The sequence below is a fragment of the Shewanella sp. DAU305 genome, from assembly GCF_026802235.1.
GTDB classification, from domain to species: Bacteria; Pseudomonadota; Gammaproteobacteria; order Enterobacterales; family Shewanellaceae; genus Shewanella; species Shewanella baltica.
Genome location: NZ_CP113808.1, coordinates 3,331,128 through 3,352,609 on the forward strand (window position 1 = coordinate 3,331,128; position 21,482 = coordinate 3,352,609).

General features: G+C 44.5%; 17 protein-coding genes. 8 read left to right on the forward strand and 9 right to left on the reverse strand.

The features are described 5' to 3' along the window. Window positions 1-27: 27 nt before the first annotated feature. The 3 genes from OX890_RS14005 to yegD are packed head-to-tail and all read right to left on the reverse strand — an operon-like array spanning window position 28 to window position 2,419. Window positions 28-516 (reverse strand): CreA family protein, encoded by a 489-nt coding sequence (locus OX890_RS14005; protein WP_268649426.1) that lies wholly within the window; start codon window positions 514-516, stop codon window positions 28-30. A gap of 48 nt (window positions 517-564) precedes the next feature. Further along, on the reverse strand, window positions 565-912 hold the full coding sequence (locus OX890_RS14010) for a hypothetical protein (RefSeq protein ID WP_268649427.1): 348 nt from the start codon (window positions 910-912) through the stop codon (window positions 565-567). A gap of 37 nt (window positions 913-949) precedes the next feature. Beyond that, on the reverse strand, window positions 950-2,419 hold the full coding sequence (gene yegD / locus OX890_RS14015; protein ID WP_268650614.1) for a molecular chaperone: 1,470 nt from the start codon (window positions 2,417-2,419) through the stop codon (window positions 950-952). A 375-nt stretch (window positions 2,420-2,794) separates the two neighbouring features. Here yegD and ppk1 point away from each other — a divergent pair, with 375 nt between their 5' ends. From ppk1 to atcC, 6 genes are all read left to right on the forward strand, one after another. Continuing rightward, window positions 2,795-4,966, forward strand: a complete 2,172-nt coding sequence (gene ppk1, locus OX890_RS14020; protein ID WP_006081332.1) for a polyphosphate kinase 1 — start codon at window positions 2,795-2,797, stop codon at window positions 4,964-4,966. A gap of 41 nt (window positions 4,967-5,007) precedes the next feature. Continuing rightward, window positions 5,008-6,570, forward strand: a complete 1,563-nt coding sequence (gene ppx / locus OX890_RS14025) for an exopolyphosphatase (RefSeq protein ID WP_259587405.1) — start codon at window positions 5,008-5,010, stop codon at window positions 6,568-6,570. A 394-nt stretch (window positions 6,571-6,964) separates the two neighbouring features. Beyond that, window positions 6,965-7,249 (forward strand): cold adaptation protein ActJcold adaptation protein ActJ, encoded by a 285-nt coding sequence (gene atcJ / locus OX890_RS14030; protein ID WP_006081330.1) that lies wholly within the window; start codon window positions 6,965-6,967, stop codon window positions 7,247-7,249. A 23-nt stretch (window positions 7,250-7,272) separates the two neighbouring features. Beyond that, window positions 7,273-7,800 (forward strand): cold adaptation protein AtcA, encoded by a 528-nt coding sequence (gene atcA, locus OX890_RS14035; RefSeq protein ID WP_006081329.1) that lies wholly within the window; start codon window positions 7,273-7,275, stop codon window positions 7,798-7,800. Continuing rightward, a complete protein-coding gene (atcB, locus tag OX890_RS14040) occupies window positions 7,800-8,558 on the forward strand; it encodes a cold adaptation protein AtcB (RefSeq protein WP_006086363.1) in 759 nt (252 codons plus the stop codon). Before atcA ends, atcB begins: the two co-directional genes overlap by 1 nt. Before the next feature lie 11 nt (window positions 8,559-8,569). After that, a complete protein-coding gene (gene atcC / locus OX890_RS14045) occupies window positions 8,570-9,466 on the forward strand; it encodes a cold adaptation protein AtcC (protein WP_006081327.1) in 897 nt (298 codons plus the stop codon). A gap of 167 nt (window positions 9,467-9,633) precedes the next feature. On the opposite strand, the gene OX890_RS14050 is transcribed toward atcC, so the two are convergent. Next, window positions 9,634-10,023, reverse strand: a complete 390-nt coding sequence (locus OX890_RS14050) for a DUF6678 family protein (protein ID WP_310473028.1) — start codon at window positions 10,021-10,023, stop codon at window positions 9,634-9,636. A 61-nt stretch (window positions 10,024-10,084) separates the two neighbouring features. Between OX890_RS14050 and OX890_RS14055 the strand changes: the two genes are divergently transcribed. Beyond that, window positions 10,085-11,262 (forward strand): IS3-like element ISSba5 family transposase gene (locus OX890_RS14055; protein WP_086012240.1). Its coding sequence is split into 2 segments (ribosomal slippage): window positions 10,085-10,343 and window positions 10,343-11,262, totalling 1,179 coding nucleotides; the frame shifts between segments, so codons are not numbered across the junction. Between the two features lie 161 nt (window positions 11,263-11,423). On the opposite strand, the gene OX890_RS14060 is transcribed toward OX890_RS14055, so the two are convergent. The 4 genes from OX890_RS14060 to OX890_RS14075 form a co-directional block, all read right to left on the reverse strand. Further along, window positions 11,424-12,125: a restriction endonuclease gene (locus tag OX890_RS14060; RefSeq protein WP_126492123.1), complete on the reverse strand. Its 702-nt coding sequence runs from the start codon at window positions 12,123-12,125 to the stop codon at window positions 11,424-11,426. A 111-nt stretch (window positions 12,126-12,236) separates the two neighbouring features. After that, window positions 12,237-13,061: a DUF2971 domain-containing protein gene (locus OX890_RS14065; RefSeq protein WP_126492124.1), complete on the reverse strand. Its 825-nt coding sequence runs from the start codon at window positions 13,059-13,061 to the stop codon at window positions 12,237-12,239. A 478-nt stretch (window positions 13,062-13,539) separates the two neighbouring features. After that, complete coding sequence (locus OX890_RS14070; protein WP_126492125.1) at window positions 13,540-14,742, reverse strand: alpha/beta hydrolase-fold protein; 1,203 nt, start codon at window positions 14,740-14,742, stop codon at window positions 13,540-13,542. Between the two features lie 692 nt (window positions 14,743-15,434). Further along, the gene (locus OX890_RS14075; RefSeq protein WP_268649429.1) at window positions 15,435-16,412 is read right to left on the reverse strand and encodes a transposase; all 978 of its coding nucleotides are present in this window, start codon (window positions 16,410-16,412) and stop codon (window positions 15,435-15,437) included. A gap of 263 nt (window positions 16,413-16,675) precedes the next feature. On the opposite strand from OX890_RS14075, the gene OX890_RS14080 reads away from it, so the two are divergent. After that, complete coding sequence (locus OX890_RS14080) at window positions 16,676-17,692, forward strand: IS110-like element ISSba19 family transposase (protein WP_126492127.1); 1,017 nt, start codon at window positions 16,676-16,678, stop codon at window positions 17,690-17,692. A gap of 722 nt (window positions 17,693-18,414) precedes the next feature. Here the strand turns inward: OX890_RS14080 and OX890_RS14085 are convergent. Continuing rightward, a complete protein-coding gene (locus tag OX890_RS14085) occupies window positions 18,415-21,249 on the reverse strand; it encodes an ExeM/NucH family extracellular endonuclease (protein WP_126492129.1) in 2,835 nt (944 codons plus the stop codon). Window positions 21,250-21,482 lie beyond the last annotated feature (233 nt).

The window sequence follows — 21,482 nt, forward strand, 5'->3', positions numbered from 1 at the left end:
ACAACCAAACCACAAACTCTTCGGCGATTAATTCACTTTCGCTACAGCACTCAACGCAGGGTCAACCCAAGCGGCAGAGCCATAAAGCGGCACTGTCGAAAGGGCATGTTTATGGCTGCCGTTGGTCTCTTTGGTCGAATAGGACAAATACAGCAGAGTCTGGTTCTGTGCATCATAAATTCGGCGCACTTTTAATGACTTGAACAAAATACTCAGGGATTCGGTGAAAATCACTTCGCCGTGTTTACCCATGTCGATATTAGCCAAATCGGCCGCGTTAATTGGCCCCGTTTGACGGCAACTTATGCCCATATCCGATGGATCGGCAAAATCTAAATTGGCTTCGATACGACTAATATGGCAAGTCACCCCAGGAATTTTAGGATCGTGCTTAGCATCAATGATCACATCTTTAGTGGTAAAAAGCCCTAAGCTCACCTTACCTACATCGTCACCACAACCCGCGAGCAAAAAGCCCACAGTGGCGGCAAACGCACACTTCAACAGAGTTTTCATTATTACTTCCTAAATATGACGAACCAAATAAAGTATAAAAAAACAAAACTATCTCTTACGGATTTCAAGTGTGACATCTGGCGCATCTTCCCAGTTAATGGGTTTAATATCAGTGACACAAGAAACGCCTGGACGAGTACTTTTATAGGAATTTACACCTGTAACTTTACCATCGAAAAACCAAAAAATACGGTAATCATGATAACCAAAACCAGCCCCAGTTTTACAAAATTGCCATGCCTCATTCTTTCCTTGGAACTGACGATCATCAGGTGACCCCATAATATTAAGCACTTGTTCCTTAGTATCTCCAGCATTAACTAAAATAGATTGCTTATCGAGTGAACCACAACCTGAAAGTATGATGAAGATACCTAACAATAAAATTCGATACATAATAACTCCCTGTTATATATTTAAATTCTAAGCTAATTCATTTTGCAAATAGCTTTTGTGCCCAGCGAGTTAGCCCTGCAGTCACAGAGCCAAAGTGATCGCCGACCACAACCGGAATATCGGGATAGATACCGGCGATTTTCGCGTAGATCGCAGGGCTTCGCGCCGTACCACCGGTCACATAAATCACATCGGGTTTGCATTCTGCAGCATTGTCGGAAGATACATTCTCGTGAGTCAAAGAGTCTTGAGCTAAGCCGTCAGCCGCTAAGGTTTTTGCCGCTTGCGCGAGCGCTTGGTGCATCAGGGCTTCTACTTTTGTCAGTGAAGGCTCGATAGCATTCTCAAACAAATTACGGCTTACACCCGCGTGCAGCGCCGCTTCGATAAAATCGAGATTAATATCAGTATTCTCAACATCCGACAGGGCAATTTTGGCGCGTTCGGCTTGACGGACCAACTGATAGCTTAGCTGCTGTTGTTGCACTTTTAACAGTCGGTTGAGTAACTGTGGCTGCTCGGCTTCTTTCACCAATTCATCAATCAGTTTACGGCTGCTTAAGGTACTGAATTCCCGCTGGGCGCTAATATCATTTACCGCCACCGCATTCCAAAAAGCTTTACTGGGCATAGGTTTGCCATTGGTCATTAAAGAGCCTAAACCAAAGTGCGGCATAAAGGCATTCATTGCAAGGGCGATATCAAGATCGTTACCGCCGATACGCTGACCACTATGGCCGAGGAAATCTTCACTGCGATCCGCTTTTTGTTGATGGGCGGGTCCCATTTTTACCACAGAGCAGTCCGTTGTACCGCCGCCCACGTCGACAACCAGCACGGTTTTGTTATCGGTCAAGCTCGCTTCATAATCCATCCCCGCCGCTAATGGCTCGAACAAAAAATCAACGTCGACGAAACCCGCACGTTTTGCCGCTAAGGTCAAAATGGATTCGGCCTGACGGTTACTCTCTTCACCGCCTATGCCTTGAAAGTTCACCGGGCGACCAATAATCGCATGGGTAATCGTCGCTGCAGGCCCTTGTTTAGCAAGCCCCTTTTCAACTAACACAGATTCGGCGCGCACTTTAATGTGCTGCATCATCAGGGTAACTATGTCTTCAAACAGGGCCACTTGCTCGGGTCTAAGTCCCGTCGCGCCTAAAAAGGATTTTGGCGAACGGACATAGAATCCCTCCTCCGGCATCTCTAAATACGCGCTTACCGCCTGCTCACCGACAAACACGGCCTGAACGTCAGCATCGAGAGCTAACTCATGGCGCACCATGCGGGCGCGGCTCAATTGTGCGGCGCGCTTTTTGGCGTAATCAGCTTTTAACTCAGTGGGAAGACCACGATAAACCGCCTCGGCGATCAGCTCCCTGTCCATCGCATATAAGGTCGAAGGTAAATAAGCTGATTGCTCTGATAACGCCAATAACTGCACATCATCGCCCTGCATGATCCCTACGGCGCAGTTAGCACTACCATAATCAAATCCAACAAACATACCTTTTACTCCCGCGATAAAAAAGCCGAGCAAGATAACATAGTTTGCGATAATGCCCAAGGAGTTAACCCTGCCGGATTGACTCGCAAACTGGCAGCGAGTATAGCGGGCTCAATGGGTAAAGCGCAGTTGCACGGGCAGAGTTTGAGCTCAATCCAAGATGATCATCTTAAGGTCATATTTCTGTCACACTCGTCATCAAGCTGACATATTTCCCTCGTATCTTTATCCCAGATAAATCCCAGACTGATTTTGGCGTGTACGCAGTATTTATCATTGAAATTCCTTCACTTGTAGGCAGTAAATCTGATTGCACAAAGGCGGATGAATGCTATTGTATATTGCGCCATGACGCTTGCTTAAAGGAGCTGTGCAGTGTCCCCGAATACCGATAAACTTTCGATTGATAAAGAACTCTCTTGGTTGTCTTTTAATGAGCGGGTATTGCAAGAAGCCTGCGATCCCAATGTTCCTTTAGTGGAGCGAGTGCGCTTTTTAGGGATATTTTCCAATAACATGGATGAGTTTTTTAGAGTACGCGTGGCTGCGGTCAGGCGCTCGATTCTACTGTCATCCCTGCAGGAAGGTCGCAGCAACAGTCGCCATTTAATGGCAAAAATCCAATCGAAAGTGATGGCATTGCAAGAAAGGTTCGACGGCATATACACGGATTTAATGCGCGAGCTAGTGCGTCGTAATATTTTGTTAATCAATGAGAAACAATTAAGCGAGTTCCACAGCGACTGGCTGAAAAAGCATTTTCGTGATCAATTTAAACGCCATATCGCCCCGCTTATCGTCAATAACAATCGCGATTTGATCAAACAAATCAACGATGACGCCACCTATTTATGCGTGTGTTTGTTCACTAAGGCTCGCCGTCAATACGCCTTAGTCGAAGTGCCCACTAAAAACGTACCGCGGTTTATCGAACTCCCCGCTGAAAAGAGTAAAGCGAAAAAGTATCTGATTTTATTAGATAACATTATTCGCCACTGCGTGGATGAACTCTTTGGCCCCTTCTTCGAGTACGATGCCATCGAAGTGTATTCGATGAAATTAACCCGCGATGCCGATTTTGATATCACCGACGAGCTAGAGCAAACTCAGCTCGAAAAAATGACTAAGGGATTGAAAAAACGTCTGACCGCCGAGCCGGTGCGCTTAGTTTATGACAAAGAAATGCCCGAACACATGTTGGTGATGCTCAAAGAAAACCTGAACATCAGCTCGACCGAATGTTTGATCCCAGGCGGGCGCTACCACAGCTTTAAAGACTTTATCGCCTTCCCCAACCCGAGCCGCGACTACCTCGAAAACGAAAAACTGCCGGCGCTCAATAGCGCAGGTTTTGGCCGCAGTGCCAACAGTTTCGATGCCATTCGAATGGGCGATATCATGCTCAACTATCCGTACCATAAGTTTTCCCACTTTACCGAAATGGTGCGCCAAGCGGCCTACGATCCGGCGGTGCGCTTTATTCGAATAAACTTATATCGAGTGGCGAAAAAATCCCATGTGATGCAATCGCTTATCGATGCAGTGAAAAATGGCAAACAAGTCACCGCTGTAATTGAACTGCGGGCCCGATTCGATGAGCAATCCAACATCGAATGGACCCGCATCTTGGCCGAAGCGGGCGTCAAAGTTCACCACGGTATCACCAGTTTAAAAGTGCATTCCAAGTTGTGCTTAATTGGCCGTGAGGAACAAGGGGAAATCAAACTCTATTGTCACGTCGGCTCAGGCAACTTTAACGAAGGCACGGCGCGGGTTTACACCGACTTGTCACTGTTCACCGCCAATCAAGAGATTGCCCGTGAAGTGGAGCAAGTGTTTGACTTGATTGAGCATCCGTATCGCCGCGATAACTTCCAGCATTTAATCGTGTCGCCCTACGATGCCAGACAAAAACTGAGTCACTTGATTGATAATGAAATCGTCAATGCCCAAAGCCATATGAAGGCGGCGATTACCTTAAAACTAAATAACTTACTCGATGAATCCTTGGTCCAAAAACTCTATGAGGCCTCGGCGGCTGGGGTCAAAATTAAGTTACTCATTCGCGGCATGTGTTCACTTATTCCGCAAATCCCCGGGATCAGCGATAACATTGAAGTCTACAGTATCGTTGACCGGTTCCTCGAACACTCACGGGTGATGCTGTTCCACGCTGGCGGCGAGAACAAACTTTTTATCTGCTCCGCCGATTGGATGAGCCGCAACATAGATAACCGCGTTGAAGTGAGTGTGCCGATTTATGATCTGCGCCTAAAACAAATGATAATGGATATTTTATCCTTACAATTCAATGACAATACTAAAGCGCGTGTCATCAACAAAGAACAAAGTAACCCCTATCGAAATCGGGGTAACAAACGAAAAGTGCGTTCTCAAATTGCCATTTATCAATATCTGATTAATTATGAGAAGCGCCAACTGCAAGAATTTAATGCCTTACGTATGTCCGCCCATGAGGGTGATGCTGAGCGAGAGAGCAACGCTGAGCCTGACATAACGCCCGAGTTACAGGCCAAAGCCAGCTAACGCTGGCTTTATATCGCTTTGATTGCCTAAGGATAATCCGATTGGTAGCCACACATTCGCACACACAGCAACACACATTACTAAAGTCGCAGGCGCCACAAACCAATGCGCCTGCAAATGCTAAATCGCGCCATTTTGTCGCCATTGATATGGGATCGAACAGTTTTCATCTGGTCATCGCCCGCGAGCAAGATGGCAGTTTACAGATTTTACATAAAGAAAAACAACAGGTTCAGCTCGCCACTGGGCTCAATGCGCAGAATATTCTCGACAATGACGCCATAGAACGTGGCCTCAATTGTCTGCGGGATTTTAACCAAAGATTTTCCAATCTCGACCAAGCGCAAGTGCGATTAGTGGCCACCCACACCCTCAGAATCGCCAAAAACCGCGATCAATTTATTGAGGCCGCACTCGCCATCATGCCCTATCCGGTGGAAGTGATTTCGGGCCATGAAGAAGCGCGTTTGATTTATAACGGCATTGCCCAAAGCCAAGTGCTTGGAAAAAGTAATTTAGTCATCGACATTGGTGGTGGCTCGACCGAAGTCGTGATCGGTAAAAAGAATACCCCAACCCAGTTATCTAGCCTGCGCTGTGGTTGCGTGAGCTTTAACGAGCGTTTCTTTATCGATGGACTCATCACCCCAGCCTCATTTCGTGATGCCCAAAGCGCGGCCGATAAACAGTTCGCCTCACTCTCAAAGGAATATTTCGCGGGCGGCTGGGAGCTAACGTTAGGCAGCTCAGGCACAGTCAAAGCCATCTGCGAAGCGATTCAAGAAGAACACGGTGATGAAACCATCACGCTGCCACGACTCAAACAGCTCAAAATCAAGTTGATCAAATGTGGCCATATTAGCCAAATTCAATTTGCCAATGTCGATGATAAACGCATTCCCTTAGTGCCCGCCGGACTTGCGATTTTAATCAGTTTTTTTAGGCGCTTACCGATACAAAAGCTCGAGTTTAGCCCAGGCGCATTGCGTGAAGGCGTGCTCTATGAACTGGCCAAAATTGGCCAGTATCAGGATATTCGCCACCGCACCGTCGACAGTTTTGCCCAGCTTTATCATATCGATATGGCCCACGCAGCTAAGGTACGCGACACTGCCATGGCCTTGTTTGAACAGGTCGCCGATGAATGGCAATTAAGGCCCCATGCACGCTTGCTCGCCTATGGCGCAACCTTACATGAGATTGGGCTACACATTAATTCAAAGTCCCTGCACAAACACGGTGGCTATATCATCAGTAACAGTGACTTACCCGGGTTTAGTGAAGCCTTGCAGCTGGATTTAGCGCGGCTTATCACCAATCACAGAAAAAAGCCCAACGAATTAATGCTCGCCGAACTTGAGCCCAACCATAAGCTCACGTTGAATCGACTGCTCTGCCTGCTGAGGCTCGCTGTCTTACTCAACCTTGGCCGTATCGCTAAGACGCTGACCTTAGATCATATTAAAGTGATCCCCGATGGACTCATGCTAGTGCTACCGAGCCACAAGCGAAAAATCAGCCTGTTTATGAAGGATTTACAGCGGGAACAGAAGCAAATGCTCACCCTTGGGATGAACCTGCGGTTAGTGTCTAGTCTGACTTAGCTGTTACGGCGTTAGCTCAGCCGAACGTGGCAGAGGCGAGTGTGGGTTAGCTCTGTGTGAATGCGTTTAGCGAAGGATTCGTCACAAAAATATTGCCCTGAATCGAGGGCAATTATCTCGCCTAAAAACAAGGTTAAGTTAGCTATCAATCTGGCTTGGTAACGGGATTTCAACAGCATAGCGGTTGACTTAACCCATGCGCCACAACAGATTAAAGTTTAAAGGATTTTTAACCCTTCACTAAAGCACAAATTCCTGCTCGCGCGTTTGCCGCTGAGTGGGGATTTCTGCTATCATCCACGGCTGACTAATCATAATTCCACGAATTTAAAGATAATCAGAGTCAAACCCTTTTTATCTCGCGATATCAGCCCCATCGCCTGCAGGTACAAGTATGATTAACCACTTTAGTGTGCTCGGTATAAAACCCAGTGCCAAAGAAGACGACATTAAAAAAGCCTATCGACGGCTGTCAAACAAATATCATCCCGACAAGTTGTTAGGCGCCTCGGAAGAGGAAAAGCAGCAAGCCGCCGTACAACTTGAACGCGTTAAAAATGCTTATGATGTGTTGTCCGATCCTAAGCGACGAAATGCGTTTATCAAAGATTTCAATAACGTAATAGTGACCGATCCCGCTAGCGCCATGCGCGAGCTGTGGGATCAATTTTATCCTTGAGCGTTTTCTAGAGTAAGTGCCAAATGGTCAAAAAACTGAATATCTCACGCATTAATGAGCTAAAAAATAATGCCTACGACAATATCGAGTCCTACGACGATCCCGATACACCTAAAGCGCTAGAGCAATTTACTAGCCAAATCAAAAAGGTGTTAGAAGCCGATCCTAAGATGCTTGATACTGTGCCTGAGTACCTGCCTGTCGCGCTTTACGGTCGAATTAAGTTTCCCGCCGAAGCCAAACTCAAGTGGGCACATTGGATAAACACGGCAACTCAACCCGAGTGGGATGAGTTTAAAGTCACGATTGGCTTTAACAATGCCGATTTACCTTTAGTGTTAGCCGTGCGTGGTTACTCGGAAACCTTACTGATTGAAAGCTGCGCTGTACTGTATTTACTTGAAAATCAAGGTAAAGCAACGCCAGCAGCGAAGCATCACGACGATGAAGATGATGACAACGATTATGTTGGCACCTCAGATAACGACGACGATGATGAAGGCGAAGAGGAAGATGGCTACTACGATCACTACGATGATGAGGACCGCTAATGAACACTAGTCTCATTGAGATTACCGTCGCCGAAATTAAAGAGTTGGCGGACGTAGAGCCAAAACAAGCGAGCAAACGCTTTGAAATCATTGCAAATACCATGAGCGACGAGCAATTAGTCGAAGTCATCGAACACATGGATATCGTCACGCTGACCCAAATCAACAGTCACCATGATATCTCTTGCCCTTCGATCATGTCTGAACTCATGACCCCAGAACAAATTCGCGACATCGTCTGTCAGCAACCTTTGTACTGGGAAGAAAAAATCAAAAACAATGCCGAAGAACTTATTCAGCATACCTTTGATTTTTTGACCTATTTAATTCGCATCCAAGATAGCGAAGAAAAGCAAACTGCGATTCTAGAATGTATCGCCGAAGATCCAGCGGGCCTCTTCTACTTGTCGATCCCTTTCATCGAAATGATGTTAGGCGAAAAACATGAAGATGAAGACGGCTACACAGATCTCTACGATGACGAAGAAGACACTGAAACCATCGGCTACGACAGCCGCGTCGCCAGTGAAGATGCACACAGCCTGAGCATAGACGACCCACGCAGCCTAATGGCCTTGATCCACGAGCTCGCGCCCGATGTTGAAAAAGCCATTAAGAGTCTGCTACGTAACGAAAGCTCAGGTTGGGAAATGATCATCAGCAAGTTTGTCAACGAGCTGGTTATTCAAGCCAAAGAGAAAAACCAAGTGACGGATGAATACGCTGAAGTCGATGATATGTTTAGCTTTTTGGATTAAGGAATTATTTGATGCAACTGGTACTGCGTGATGTAGATCAAGGACCCTACCTGAGCAAGGTATTGATCCAAGGCCAAGCAGACGAAACGCTGAGCGGTGAACAGCTGTCACAAATCAAATCCAAAGCCATTTTGATGAGCCTCAAACTGGCCGATAAATTTTACAACAAGTACAAAATGCACCTGCTCGAACAAGCGGCGCACGATGTCATTGGTGTGGTGAGCCTTGGTTTGATGGAATTATCAAACCAAAATCCGCAGCAGGCGATACGCCTGTTGATCACCGCCGATGGCGTAGTCAAATGCTTTCAAAAAGGCTGGAGCATGCTCAGCACTGTCAGCAAGCATAAACTCGTCAACGGCAAGTCACTGTACGGCGATGTCGACAAGTTCTTGCTTGAACAAGTGTCTAGCCCGCCAGATGCGGAAGAATGGTTAGGCTATGAAGCCTATCAAGATGCCCTGCTTGAACATCAACGCCAACAGTCGATTGCGGCCCTATTGGCACAGTTTTACGCGCAATCGAGCTATGATCCGCTAGATTTTCTCAATCTAGAGAGTGTATTAGCCGAAGCGGTACTGTATCGATTGTTGTTTGATGGCGCCAAAGTCAGACAGGATTTGAAAAAGCGTATCGGCAAAATCACCTTAAAAGAGGAATGGTTTACCCGTGAGCATATCGAATTGGAAACCCAGAAAGCGTTAGCAGAATTACCCGCAGAACTCGCTGAAACCATCAGTAAAGATCTCGGTAAAAACTTTGTCCCCGCCCTACTGCGTACCCTGCACTTTGCGAAAAGCTACCGCGAACTCTTACTCAGCGACGCTTCACCCGAACGCTTAGAAAGATTCGAACACAAGGAAGGTCTCGTCGGCCTCCTCGGCTGGCCACTCTACATAGTACTTTGATCGGTACTTTAATCAGTAGTGTGTTCAGTAGGTTAACGAGTGCTTGAGTCGCTTAAAAATGAGTGCTTTATTGAAAAATAAAGCACTTTTTATTGTCTGTTATCCCCATGCCCAGCAGCATCTTATTAGCTTAAAAACAAGTAACTTACTGAGATATAACTCTTCAGTTAGATAAATTCTGGAGATTCATCCCTCCTCAGATAACCCCGAATCCGAAACATACCATTTTCTATTGAATAAGGAATTGAATATTGGGCTAATTGTGCGCTTACAACATCAGAAAAGTCCGTCACTCGATCCGCCACTAATCGGCCTAGCCATTCTCTTTTGAATGGATCAACTTCTAACCACTCAATGGTTTCTGCTATTTCAAGTAACTCGTGCCACCACACGGCAGTAAAACCTGCATTAGGGTTTTCATCATAAATCAATTTGTATCGCACATAGGGAATAAAGTCTTCAGATCCATTTAATGCCTTTTCAAGCTCGTACCACTTTGTTTTATTCATTACAGACGAAAGCTGACGCTCGTTTATATACTTTATGTAGTGGCACACTGATTTTGGCCACCTAAATAGAGGTGATATTATTGCCTCATAGATGACCTTAGGTGAACACATGAGATCGACAACCAGAAAAACATTTAGTGCTGAATTCAAACTTGAAGCAGCCCAATTAGTCCTCGATAAAAACCATAGCATCATCGAAGCTGCAAAGGCGATGAACGTAGGTAAGTCCACTATGGATAAATGGGTGAGACAGTTAAAACTAGAACGCCAGGGTGGCACACCAAAAGCATCTCCGATTACCCCAGAACAAATTGAAATCCGTGAACTGAAGAAACAAATAGCGCGTCTTGAGGAGCATAATCTAATCCTAAAAAAGGCTACCGCTCTCTTGATGTCAGACTCGATGAACAATTTACGCTGATCAGCGCACTCAAGCAGAGCCACTCTATTCTCACAATTTGTAATGCATTCAAAGTGCATCGAAGTAGCTATAAATATTGGCTAAAAAGAAAAGAACATATCGATGCTGATTTTACAATTTTATGCAGTGAAGTGAAGGCCGCGCATCGTATTAGTCATGGCTCTGCCGGTGCTCGAACGATAGCGCAATTAGTGACTAACAAAGGGATCTGTCTCAGTCGTTATCGAGCCCGTAATCTAATGAAAAAGCTTGGGTTATTGAGCTGTCAGCAGCCTAAACATTCTTATAGGAAAGCTGCACAAGAGCATGTAGCGATCCCGAATACGCTTAATCGACAGTTTGCCGTAACTCAACCAGATCAAGTGTGGTGTGGCGATGTGACGTATGTTTGGGTCGGTAATCGTTGGGCATATTTAGCGGTTGTTCTAGACCTGTTTTCCCGTAAACCTGTTGGGTGGGCTTTGTCATTATCACCTGACAGCGAGCTGACCTGTAAAGCCTTGAAAATGGCATTTGAGTTAAGGGGGAAACCTGAGAATGTGATTTATCACAGCGATCAAGGTTCACATTACACAAGCTTGAAATTCAGACAATTAATATGGCGTCTTCAGATTGAGCAAAGTATGAGTCGCCGCGGGAATTGTTGGGATAACGCACCAATGGAGCGTTTCTTTAGAAGTTTGAAATCTGAGTGGATACCCGCCAGTGGTTATGGGAATTTTACAGAAGCAGATAAAGAGATCACAAATTACATCACTGGATATTACAGTGAGACCAGACCCCATCAATATAATGGTGGGTTAACGCCAAATGAGTCAGAACGTTTATATTGGAATGACTCTAAAACCGTGGCCAATTTTACTTGACCACTACATTAAAACTTCAGAATTCATTTTTTAGTGTCTCAAGCGACTAAGTGAAAAACTAAACTTTAGATTCCTAACTCTAATTAGTGAGTTTTGGATTAAAATTGCTATGGATTAAGGCCTCAATAATCGGCGCCGTAGGCGCGTAGTTGATTGACTTGTTAAGCCTTTGCTTTGCACGCATTTATTTTTTGCTCCAAATTGCTTACCAATGGTTCTACTAAAATCAATAGTTCTTGAATATTTCTAATAGTATTTGGAAGCTTTTGCTCAATTATTGACTGCGAAATCATTAAGTGAATTTCATCCGTAGAGATAGGATAACTTCCACGCAGACCTTTAGTGATCAAGTCTTCTCCTGCTTTAATAACCCAGTCGCCAGAATAACCTACGTCACCAACATCAGGACGCAAACCGCATTCGATCCTCATGGATTTTGGAATACCCCAATATTCCTCTTTACACCACAGCAGTCTGTCGTATAACTCTCTTAATCTCATGGAGTGTATTTCGTGGCTAGCAGTATTTGTGGCTTCAGCTAAAGAAGTCACATGAACATTCGTCAGTGCTGCGGCTTCTATAGCGCCACTTTGAAAACCATTCTCTGCTAAAATAATTCCGCGATCCGCACCTGTATCATTGACTATTTCGCGTAATCCAAGCACATGGAGTTTAGACACTTTGGATTTCCAGTGTTTACACTCAACAAGCCAGACTATATTAAATCCTGCATGATGTGATTTCACCAATACATCAATGTCGTGCTTTGTTCTTGCACCTTGGATCGTAACGTCAGTTTCAGCTTCCAAACCTAGGGAACGGAAAAATTCTGCAGCCTCTTCTTGATAATTTTTCCAATCCAAATGCGTCTCCTTGAGGGATATTGGTCTAACGTTTTACACAGGTTGGGAAAAGCGTAGCTTTTGAAGGTCCGATCCGCATAGCCGCTGAAGTGCTACAACTTATTATAAGGTTTATGTACGATACGGTATTACTGATTTTTTAACAGTAAGTTCATATTCGATATTTCCAGAGTCGACCTGCCAGTTCCTTTCAATGTCATGTACAAATTCTGACATTGATGCATACGACATCGCTTGATTCTGCACGGGACCCACTGTAATTGATCTTATGCAATCAAATGTAATTGGCACTTCGATGTAAGGAATTAAAACATCCCCCCTTGGACGATATTTCACATTACTTGGGTATTCAGAATCATTCGATGGTAATACAATCCTTGACTCCTTTTCTTCAGAAAACCCACTGTGTTTAAATGTAACTGCATCATAACTGAGAGATATTACAGCGTCTAACGCATCTACACCAAGACAACCATTATTTTTGACCAAATCATTTCTGACAACTGTGATTGCATCTCTGGCATGCAATCTAGCTTTATCATTTTTTTGAGGATCAAGATATAGGCAATCGAACAAACTTGATACTTCAGAAGTCAGTATCTCCTTATCGAATTCTATAGCATAAGATCCATAGGCTCTCCATTGGCTTAGGCAGTCTGATTCAGAACTAAGTGAAAATAAAAACAAAGGATCTTCTGAGACACCATATGTTTTGAGGCCTATAAGTGAATCAATTATGTATTCTCTTGCCTTTTCATAATAATCAAAATTAGCAAAAACATCATGAGATGGAGCTTTCACCCCTTCTATTAGAAAAGCTATACCATCATGTAGCTCCAGAGAGTCATTCAAGTAACGAATGTCAGTCAACCAAAGCTTATTATTCTTAAGAATTGAATAAACAGCGGCTAAATCAGTGTAATGGTATAACGACATATTGATCCTTTTCCTTATAACGCCTCGCTCACGGGCGCAAAATTGTTGGCTAAAATTAGCGAAGAATTAGCACAAGCCAACTGTTTTGGCGTTCACTTTAAGGCAGGACTTAGTACCAATACCAACCTGTGCCCAAACTTCACGTTTGTGATCGCCAAGGTAATCGTATAGTTCGTCCATATCCCTGAGAGTAACTATTTGTTCATGGGTACTCTGACTCATTAAACGAGTAACTCTCCGATTCATTAGCGCAAATTACATTAAACAAAGCAATGCCTTCAACATCAAATGCGTCGATACCACCAAACATAAGTTAGTAATTATCGTTATGAGATACACCGATAAAGTCTACTATATCGTTTTAAAATTAAATTTGAAGGTAACTATCAAAATATTGCGATTAAGGCTGGATTTCTTTGTATTAGAACGAAACCAGCCAATACTATGTTATCCACTATAAAAACTTGTATGGATTTTATTACTTAAATTTTGTTTGAGCTTGATTAACCATATCTTGAAGCGCATCGATAATGTTCGTTTCTTTATTTTGTTGTTTTGCTAAATTAAGGGCTTGGACAAAACCTTCATAGGATTGATTATATTTTTTCACCTTAGCATAACCTTCAGCGAGTTTCATATGCGCATATGAATGTTCTGGGTAATCACGTACAAATTGCTCTAATGTCTTAAGCGCTTCTTCTTCTCGCAGGTTCATTTGCTGTTGCTCTGCAAATTCTACATAAATATCAACAGGGGCTGAAACAGTGAAGCCAAACTGCTTAGATAAATCTGAATAGTAACTTTTAACGACTGATATGTTCGCATATTTAGCCAATTCAGGGGTGATTTTAAAATTAACATCAGCATACAAATACTCTAGCCCGCTCATTATCGCAGGTAATATGCCGCTCATGTGAGTACGCTCTGGATAGTGTTCAAATTTCCAGTCTAGATTAACGGGTTTGTTCCTTTCCATGTTGGTTAATAGCTCTAATGTACCCGTATAGAATCGACTACCTTCACCGGAAACCGAAAGAAATAGTTTTTGTTTAGTACGGTTGCTTTCTGTTAGTTTTTTTGAGTTTTGAATTATTTCATCATAACTCCACCATCCATTGGCGCTTATAACCAAGTAATTATTGAAAAGTTCTGGACGCTCAAATAAAGCTGAAAGTGCTAATGTCCCACCATTTGAATGACCAATAATTGTTCTGTGAGGATAGGTAGTATAATTTTTATCAATATATGGAAAGAGCTCATCATTAAGAAATGTTAAAAATTTATCTTGCCCTGAATCAGGCCATTTAGATTTTACAAATGTTTGGAATTCGGTTTGTGGCTCACCGTTTATCTTAGGGAGATAGTCACGAGGACGATTTGTTGTTTGAATACCAACAACCATTGCTTTGGGTATTTGTTCATAGTCGACTAGAGACTGCACTATGCCCGTGACGGTATGAAAGTGGTGTTCATTATCAAGTAAATAGATAACATATAGAGAATCACCTGTATTTACTCCCTTTGGTATATACACTGAAATAGGTCTATCTTCGCCAATAATGTCAGAATGTATAATGAAATTTTCTCCAATAGTCACTTTATCTAACGCAGAAACCTCAGATGCAGAAGCCTCAGATATAGCAACGGTAAAAACAATGAGTAATGAAATTAACAAACGCATAAACAAAGTCCTTTTTGTGATTTTGATGGTGATTTAAAAACCTAATACTTGCATTGTTCGCATACGTATTTACCTCATTAGACCAGTAAAAACGCGCACTCTTAATTATATTTATTAACTAAAAGCTAACAGCTTTCTATCGCTTTTCATATACAAGAATCCATCATAAAAACGCGCATGCTTGTTCTCAAAACCTATTATCTAAAAACAGCAACCTTTAAGGTTTTAAATTTAAACACAATACAATCAAACACTTATCATAACACTCGCCGATATCAACTTAAAATCACTCAATACCAAGCGATTGAAAATATACGGTATAACGATCCAGTTTCAGCCATTAGTGGTACGCAGTTGAACGCTAGATATAGGAGATAATTTTTAGGGCAATGAGGTTACAAGCTTGCGATTCACCAGCCGAATGCTAGCTAGTTTTGAGCCTAGATTTTTATGACGGACTTTAATATTGAGAAAAATCTGGCCATCCATTTTAGATCAACAACATAATGCACTTTTGGTTTGTCTACAACTGTACGAGCTAAAATTGCTTAAATGAGAGTCATCAAAAATTGAAGGACTAAAGCTGAGGCATAAAAATGAGCTTACTCATTAAAAAATAGTGGATTTAAGACATGCTAACCCACCCAATAAAACACATGGACAGAGATTGGTTTAGTTAAGCAGGATTACAGTTAGTTGCTGTGAAAGTGCTGACAGCTTGCGGCAAAGTGCCGTCGTCGCTTTTCTAGATGTTCACAGTAATCAGTGAGTGCTTGCAGCTTACCCACCGGACCATGAAATAGCTTGCCAAACTCAGCAGTGAGCTTGAGCCAATTGTCATGTGGGATATTTAATCTTGCCAGTAACTTAGCGCTATTTACACTGATTGCCCCACGTTTATCACTTCGAATAATTCGGCCTGTATCATCGACCAATTCAAGGTATTCCGATAATAAAAACGCAATGGCATTGGGCTGGTTGTCGCGCTCATTACCGATAAAAGGCAGTAGATTTTTAGGTTGCTCACCTTTTAATGCAGCCCGAATACGCAACTGGATACTGGTATGGTCGGATTGTTCTGGTGTATCAGCCAGTTGCGCTCTAATAGGATTCAAATCAACATAGGCCATACAAGTTAAAACGGCGGCTTCATCGAGTAGGGCTTGCGATTTAAAGCGTCCTTCCCAGAAACGACCTGTACAGTTATCTTCTTGATTCGCTTGTCTTGCGATGGGTTCGTTGAGGCAGCGCATAAACCAACTGATATCACATAAACGGCTGCGATAAATGGCAATTGAATGCTTTAATCTGTGAACCTCATGCGCTTCAACTAACTCACCTTTGGCGAATTTTTGCGTTAATTCATCGCCTTTAAACAGCTTATGCCACTGCTCAAGTACTTCGTGGTCAGTCCAACGATTGGGGCTGTCGATATCGACCCGCAGCACCACATGCAGATGATTGGACATCACAGCAAAAGCCGCCACATCAATAGCAAAAACCGCTTCGAGTTCAAACAGTAGCGATTCTACCCAAGCGCGGCGATGGTCATAATTTTTTCCCGAATAGGCATCGTCACCACACAAAAACGCACGCCGCACAACGCGACTACAGCAATGGTAATAGGGTGTGTCTTCAACACTTATCTGAGTTCTGCGAGGGCGAGGCATACAAACCTCCTTGTTCAATGCTTAACCAAAGCATAGTCGGAGGTTAACAACTGCGCTATTTAGGCTGGGTGTCCACTTTTAGGACTATCTAACGACTCAAAACTCCAAGGAATACACCTCCCCTCGGAGTTGCCGCAGGGCGAATAGACAAATTGCGTGAGTCTCGCCATGGATAATGGAATGGACCCATCCACTTTTAATCGACCTCACAGTGGGCCACGATGTAGTCGCTAAAACTCATCAGAAAGAGGACGGGGCCACTTATGAAGATTACTACAATTGGTTTAGATATCGCAAAGTCTGTTTTTCATGCTGTTGGTGTCGATAAAGCAGGCAAGTTAATCAAAAAGAAAATGCTTAGACGCAAGGACTTACTTCCCTTTCTTGCTCAAATTGAGCCGTGTCTGATTGTGATGGAAGCCTGTGGTGGAGCAAATTACTGGGCCAGAGAATTTGAGCTGTTGGGCCATAACGTCAAGCTAATCGCACCTCAATTTGTGGTGCCTTTTCGGCAAGGTAATAAAAATGACTACAACGATGCGCTAGCCATCGCTGAAGCTGCGCAGCGACCCAACATGCGGTTTGTAAAACCCAAAAGCGTTGAGCAGCAAGATGTGCAACTGCTCCACCGCATGCGCGAACGATTAACTAAACAATCAACCGCCTTAATCAATCAAGTCAGAGGGATGTTAGCGGAATACGGCATTGTGATAACCAAAAGTAAATCGGCTTTTAAAGTACAGTTTCCAGATATTTTAGCGGATGAAACCAATGCGCTGACTACCAAAGGTCGGGCCATTTTTTATCAGTTATATGAAGAGTTTAGTGATATAGAAAAACGGCTTAAGGGTTGTGACGTTCAAGTGCTCACTGAAACTAAAAACAATGTGATTTGCCAGCGTTTAGAAACTATCCCAGGTATTGGTCCAGTCACCGCTACCGCCTTTTATGCCGCCGCAGGTGATGGTAAAGATTTCAGTAATGGTAGACACTTTTCAGCTTGGTGTGGCTTGGTTCCCAAGCAACACAGCAGTGGAGGTAAAGATAACCTCCTTGGAATAAGCAAGCGGGGAAATGCTTACTTACGTACCCTGTTCATCCACGGCGCCAGAGCTGTGTTACAGCACAGTTGTCATAAACAGGATAAATTTAGTTGCTGGGCAATCCAGTTAGCAGAACGCCGAGGTTTTAACCGAGCCTGTGTAGCCGTCGCCAATAAACTCGCGAGAATGGCATGGGTTATCGCGGCGCATGACGAAGAATATCGACTTCCAGTATAGTGCTGAATAGATTCAATAAACGTTAATAATTAACCAACCAGCAAGTTGCTAAGACACTTGAATTGATGATGAGACAGTCAGACTGATCTACTGAAAACCTTAGCTCGGCATAGGCTCATAATGAAGCCGCAAGGATGATAAGGACAGTAGAAGCAGATATCCATCAGGGCCAGAGGCATACCTCAATAACAGGCCGAATATATGGGTGCAATGAACTCTTCTCAAAATCGCTATCGAATGTCTTGCAAACCGGATGGGTCCATATATGCCGAGATAGCGTCAGTCGAATCAGGGACGAGCGTCTGACGCGATAGCATAAGGACGCTAAATGCCCAAGGGGCTTTCAACTCCGTTGGGGGCGTCTTGGAGCATCCAAGGAGGATAGGACGAGCAGTCCTCCTTGGTCGGGTGTGGGGTGAAGCCCCACGACTTTGATTTTGATTAAAGCATTCAAACTACGAAACACACTTTGGGGCAAATATCTTTTTAGCTAAACGAACAGCTGAAGTGTTAGTTAAGATTGGCATTGTTGCAACTGTGACCGTTGGCGGCATGGATGCCGTCGTCGAGCCCTCAGGGACGAGTTTATGGCGAGTCACAGGGGAAACAATGACAATTCATGCTGTAAACTGACGACAAAGTTATCTTGCTTTGGGGCAAAAAGAAAAGCCCGCGGCTGCGGGCTTGGCGTCACTTAAAATCAGCGGAATAAAAGGACTGGCTTAACGATACGTCAGCGTCGTGGTATCCGTTAACTTGTCGTTATCTTTAACGGTCAGTTCAACTGTGTGTTGTCCACGGCGGGCAAGGCGCAATACCACTTGACCGTTAGCGCGGGTGCCATTGTCGAACGTCCATTTATGTTGCTTGATTACGCCATCGGTATCGTAGCTAGTCGAGATAAACATATCGACGAACAATAAATTGATACGCTGAATTTGCGCAACAGGCGGTTGTTTTACCTCTCCAACAACCACAGACACCGTTTGTGACGTGCTATGAGTTAGGCCGTCGTTATCAGTCACAGTTAGCGTGACAAGATACTCACCGCTTTGGCTGTAACTGTGAGTCACTACCTCACCCACTGCCACTGTGTTATCACCAAAGCTCCACTCGGCAGACACGATTTGTCCATCGCTGTCGGTTGAAGTGGATGTCAGTTGCACCGCAGCGCCATTCACCACTTGGGTGAAACTAGCCACTGGCGCGACTTTTTCCGCTTCGAGCAAGAGTGAAATCACCACAGGATCGTGATCCGATGAGCGATACGCATCAGTGGCGAATAAGTCTTGGATTTGAGTAGGCGTCTTAAACTCTTCGTTGTAATCCAATACGCGCGGTTCGTCGGTATTGATATGCCATTCAGTCACATCTACCACTTTATCCAACAAGGCAGCATTCGCTAAAGCATGGTCCAACTGACCCGATTCAGCCGAGAACACATAGGAATAAGGGTTCGGCTTTTCAAGTTTGGCAAACAGCTCACTAAAGCCCGCGTTACCTAACGCCGTTAATGGATCTTCCTTCGCATAGGCGTTCAAATCACCAATCAGCAGTACACCTTGATCTGGATATTGCTCGCTGATCCATTGACCTGCAGCAGTCGCCGCACGGGTACGAGTGATATTACAGTTGTCTTGACCATCATTCAGATCAGGATCGCCCGCACATTCACTCCCCTTAGATTTAAGGTGATTAACCGCAACGACCACGCCTTCTTCACTGCCGTTCACGCTAAAGGCTTGGGTCAGCATTGGACGGTTTTTACTGTCGTCAAACAAGGGCTTTTGATCGCTATCTAATGGCGAATTGGCACTGGATAGAATACGTGCAGCGCCCTGCGGCGTGACTTTATCGCTACGATAAATCAAGCCGACTGTGATGGCATCGGTGCCAATCGCATTCATGCCTGTTGGCGCGATATAAGCGTAACGCGCTTCACCCACTGCGGCATTCAAACCTGCGACTAAATCAGCAATGGCCGAATTAGCGCCAAAGCCATCGTTCTCGATTTCCATCAAACCAAATACGTCGGCACTAATACCCACCATGGCGCTGACAATCTTCGCCTTTTGACGATCAAATTCGCTCAACGTATTGGCACCACGCGCAGTTGGGAAACCTGCACCTTGACCGTCACCATTGAAGTAGTTAAGTACGTTAAAGCTAGCGACTTTTAGATTACCGCCCTCAACCAATGTGGGTACGATTGGACGTGGGTTTTCCGCCACAAAGTTCACCGTCTCGATTGGCATAATGCGATACAAATTAAAGCCATAGTGCATTACACCCGTAAGCGATGTGGCTTTATCACCGACACGCACAGTGTTTGATGCGCTCAGACCAGGAGCGGGGAATTGCACAGGATCTGGATTCTGCGCCGTTAAACCATCATCCAATAAAATACTGTCACGTTGGTTGGCTGCGCTCACTGCCAGCGCATCCGCGCCCGGTGCAGCCACTTGCGTACCAATAAAGTGGCGCTGACTGCCTAATGAAATCTCGCCGTAACGACCTAGATTGTAGACTTCGTTCACCACTAAATCTTGGCTGAAACGAACACGCATGCCCTCAAATGGCTCAAAATCATCACTGCTGTTAACCGGTAAGGTCACCACAGCCGCTGTTGGCAATGCTTGTGCAGTGGCACACAACTTATGATCTGATACAGTCGTTAGTTCAGTTAAGTCTTGATATTCAGTGACTTTGGCTTTTAAACGAATACGATCGCCCGCCACATACGCAGTAGGCGCAGTGCCGGTATACACAAACACCCCTTCCGAGGTTTGGGGATCGCTATCGGTTTCGTTATCAGCCATTTGTACAAAAATGCCCTTAAGACCGGCTTCTTGATTACTGACGACAACCGCTTCAACCACTAAGGTTTGACCATTAAGAGGACTGGCAGCACCCGCGCCTTGAAGCGCATGAATTGCTGTGGCTTCTTCACCGCACACTAAAGAACTCGGTGGCGGGTCGACGGGATCGGTCGGCGTGCCGGCGCTGAATTTACCGAGATCAGAAATATCATCCTTCGCAAAACCTAACCAAGTGCTAAAGCTGACCGCATCATCACTGATTGGATCGGCAATAAGCTGATCAGGATTACGGCGCAGGGTGTTGTCTTGAGTGGATAAGTCACCACTGCCCCACTCGGCACCGGGATCGACACCAACTTGACCCAAACTATCAATCACTTGATTTTGATAAGTCAGTTCAATCGCATCGTCGCCGTTAAAGAAGCTGGCGGTACTTTGTTGATTGGTCAGTGCAAGAATATCGGCAGACGCATCGTTATCGGCAACTACATAAGTCGCCCCCGCGGCTAATGAGCCAGTGAGCGCAATGGTCGTACCGACGTTGGTGCTGCCATTGAAATAGAAACGCAATTGGTATTGGCTTAAGTCAATAACGCCCGCAGTTGGGTTATACAATTCGATGGCTTTATTGTTGCTGCTGCCTTCGACGTATTCTGAAATGATCAAATTATCCGCGCCATGGGCAAGCCCACAAACGCTGCTGATGGCTAACGCCAGCACAGTTTTAGTGTTAAACATTGAGACCCCTAAATGTATTGTTTTAATATTTTGTATTGAATTGCGATTTAATTGATGTGCTTAGATGCTTCAAGATGATGTCACCTCGAAGACTGACGATACTATAGGCGACCAAGGTTACAAATTGGTTGCGCTAAAGTTGCAACTTAAGATTGATATTATTGGTGCGATTTAGCGATCAGAGCTAGGAAGAAAGCAGTACGGGGAATACTGGCCGCCCATTACAAATGCGG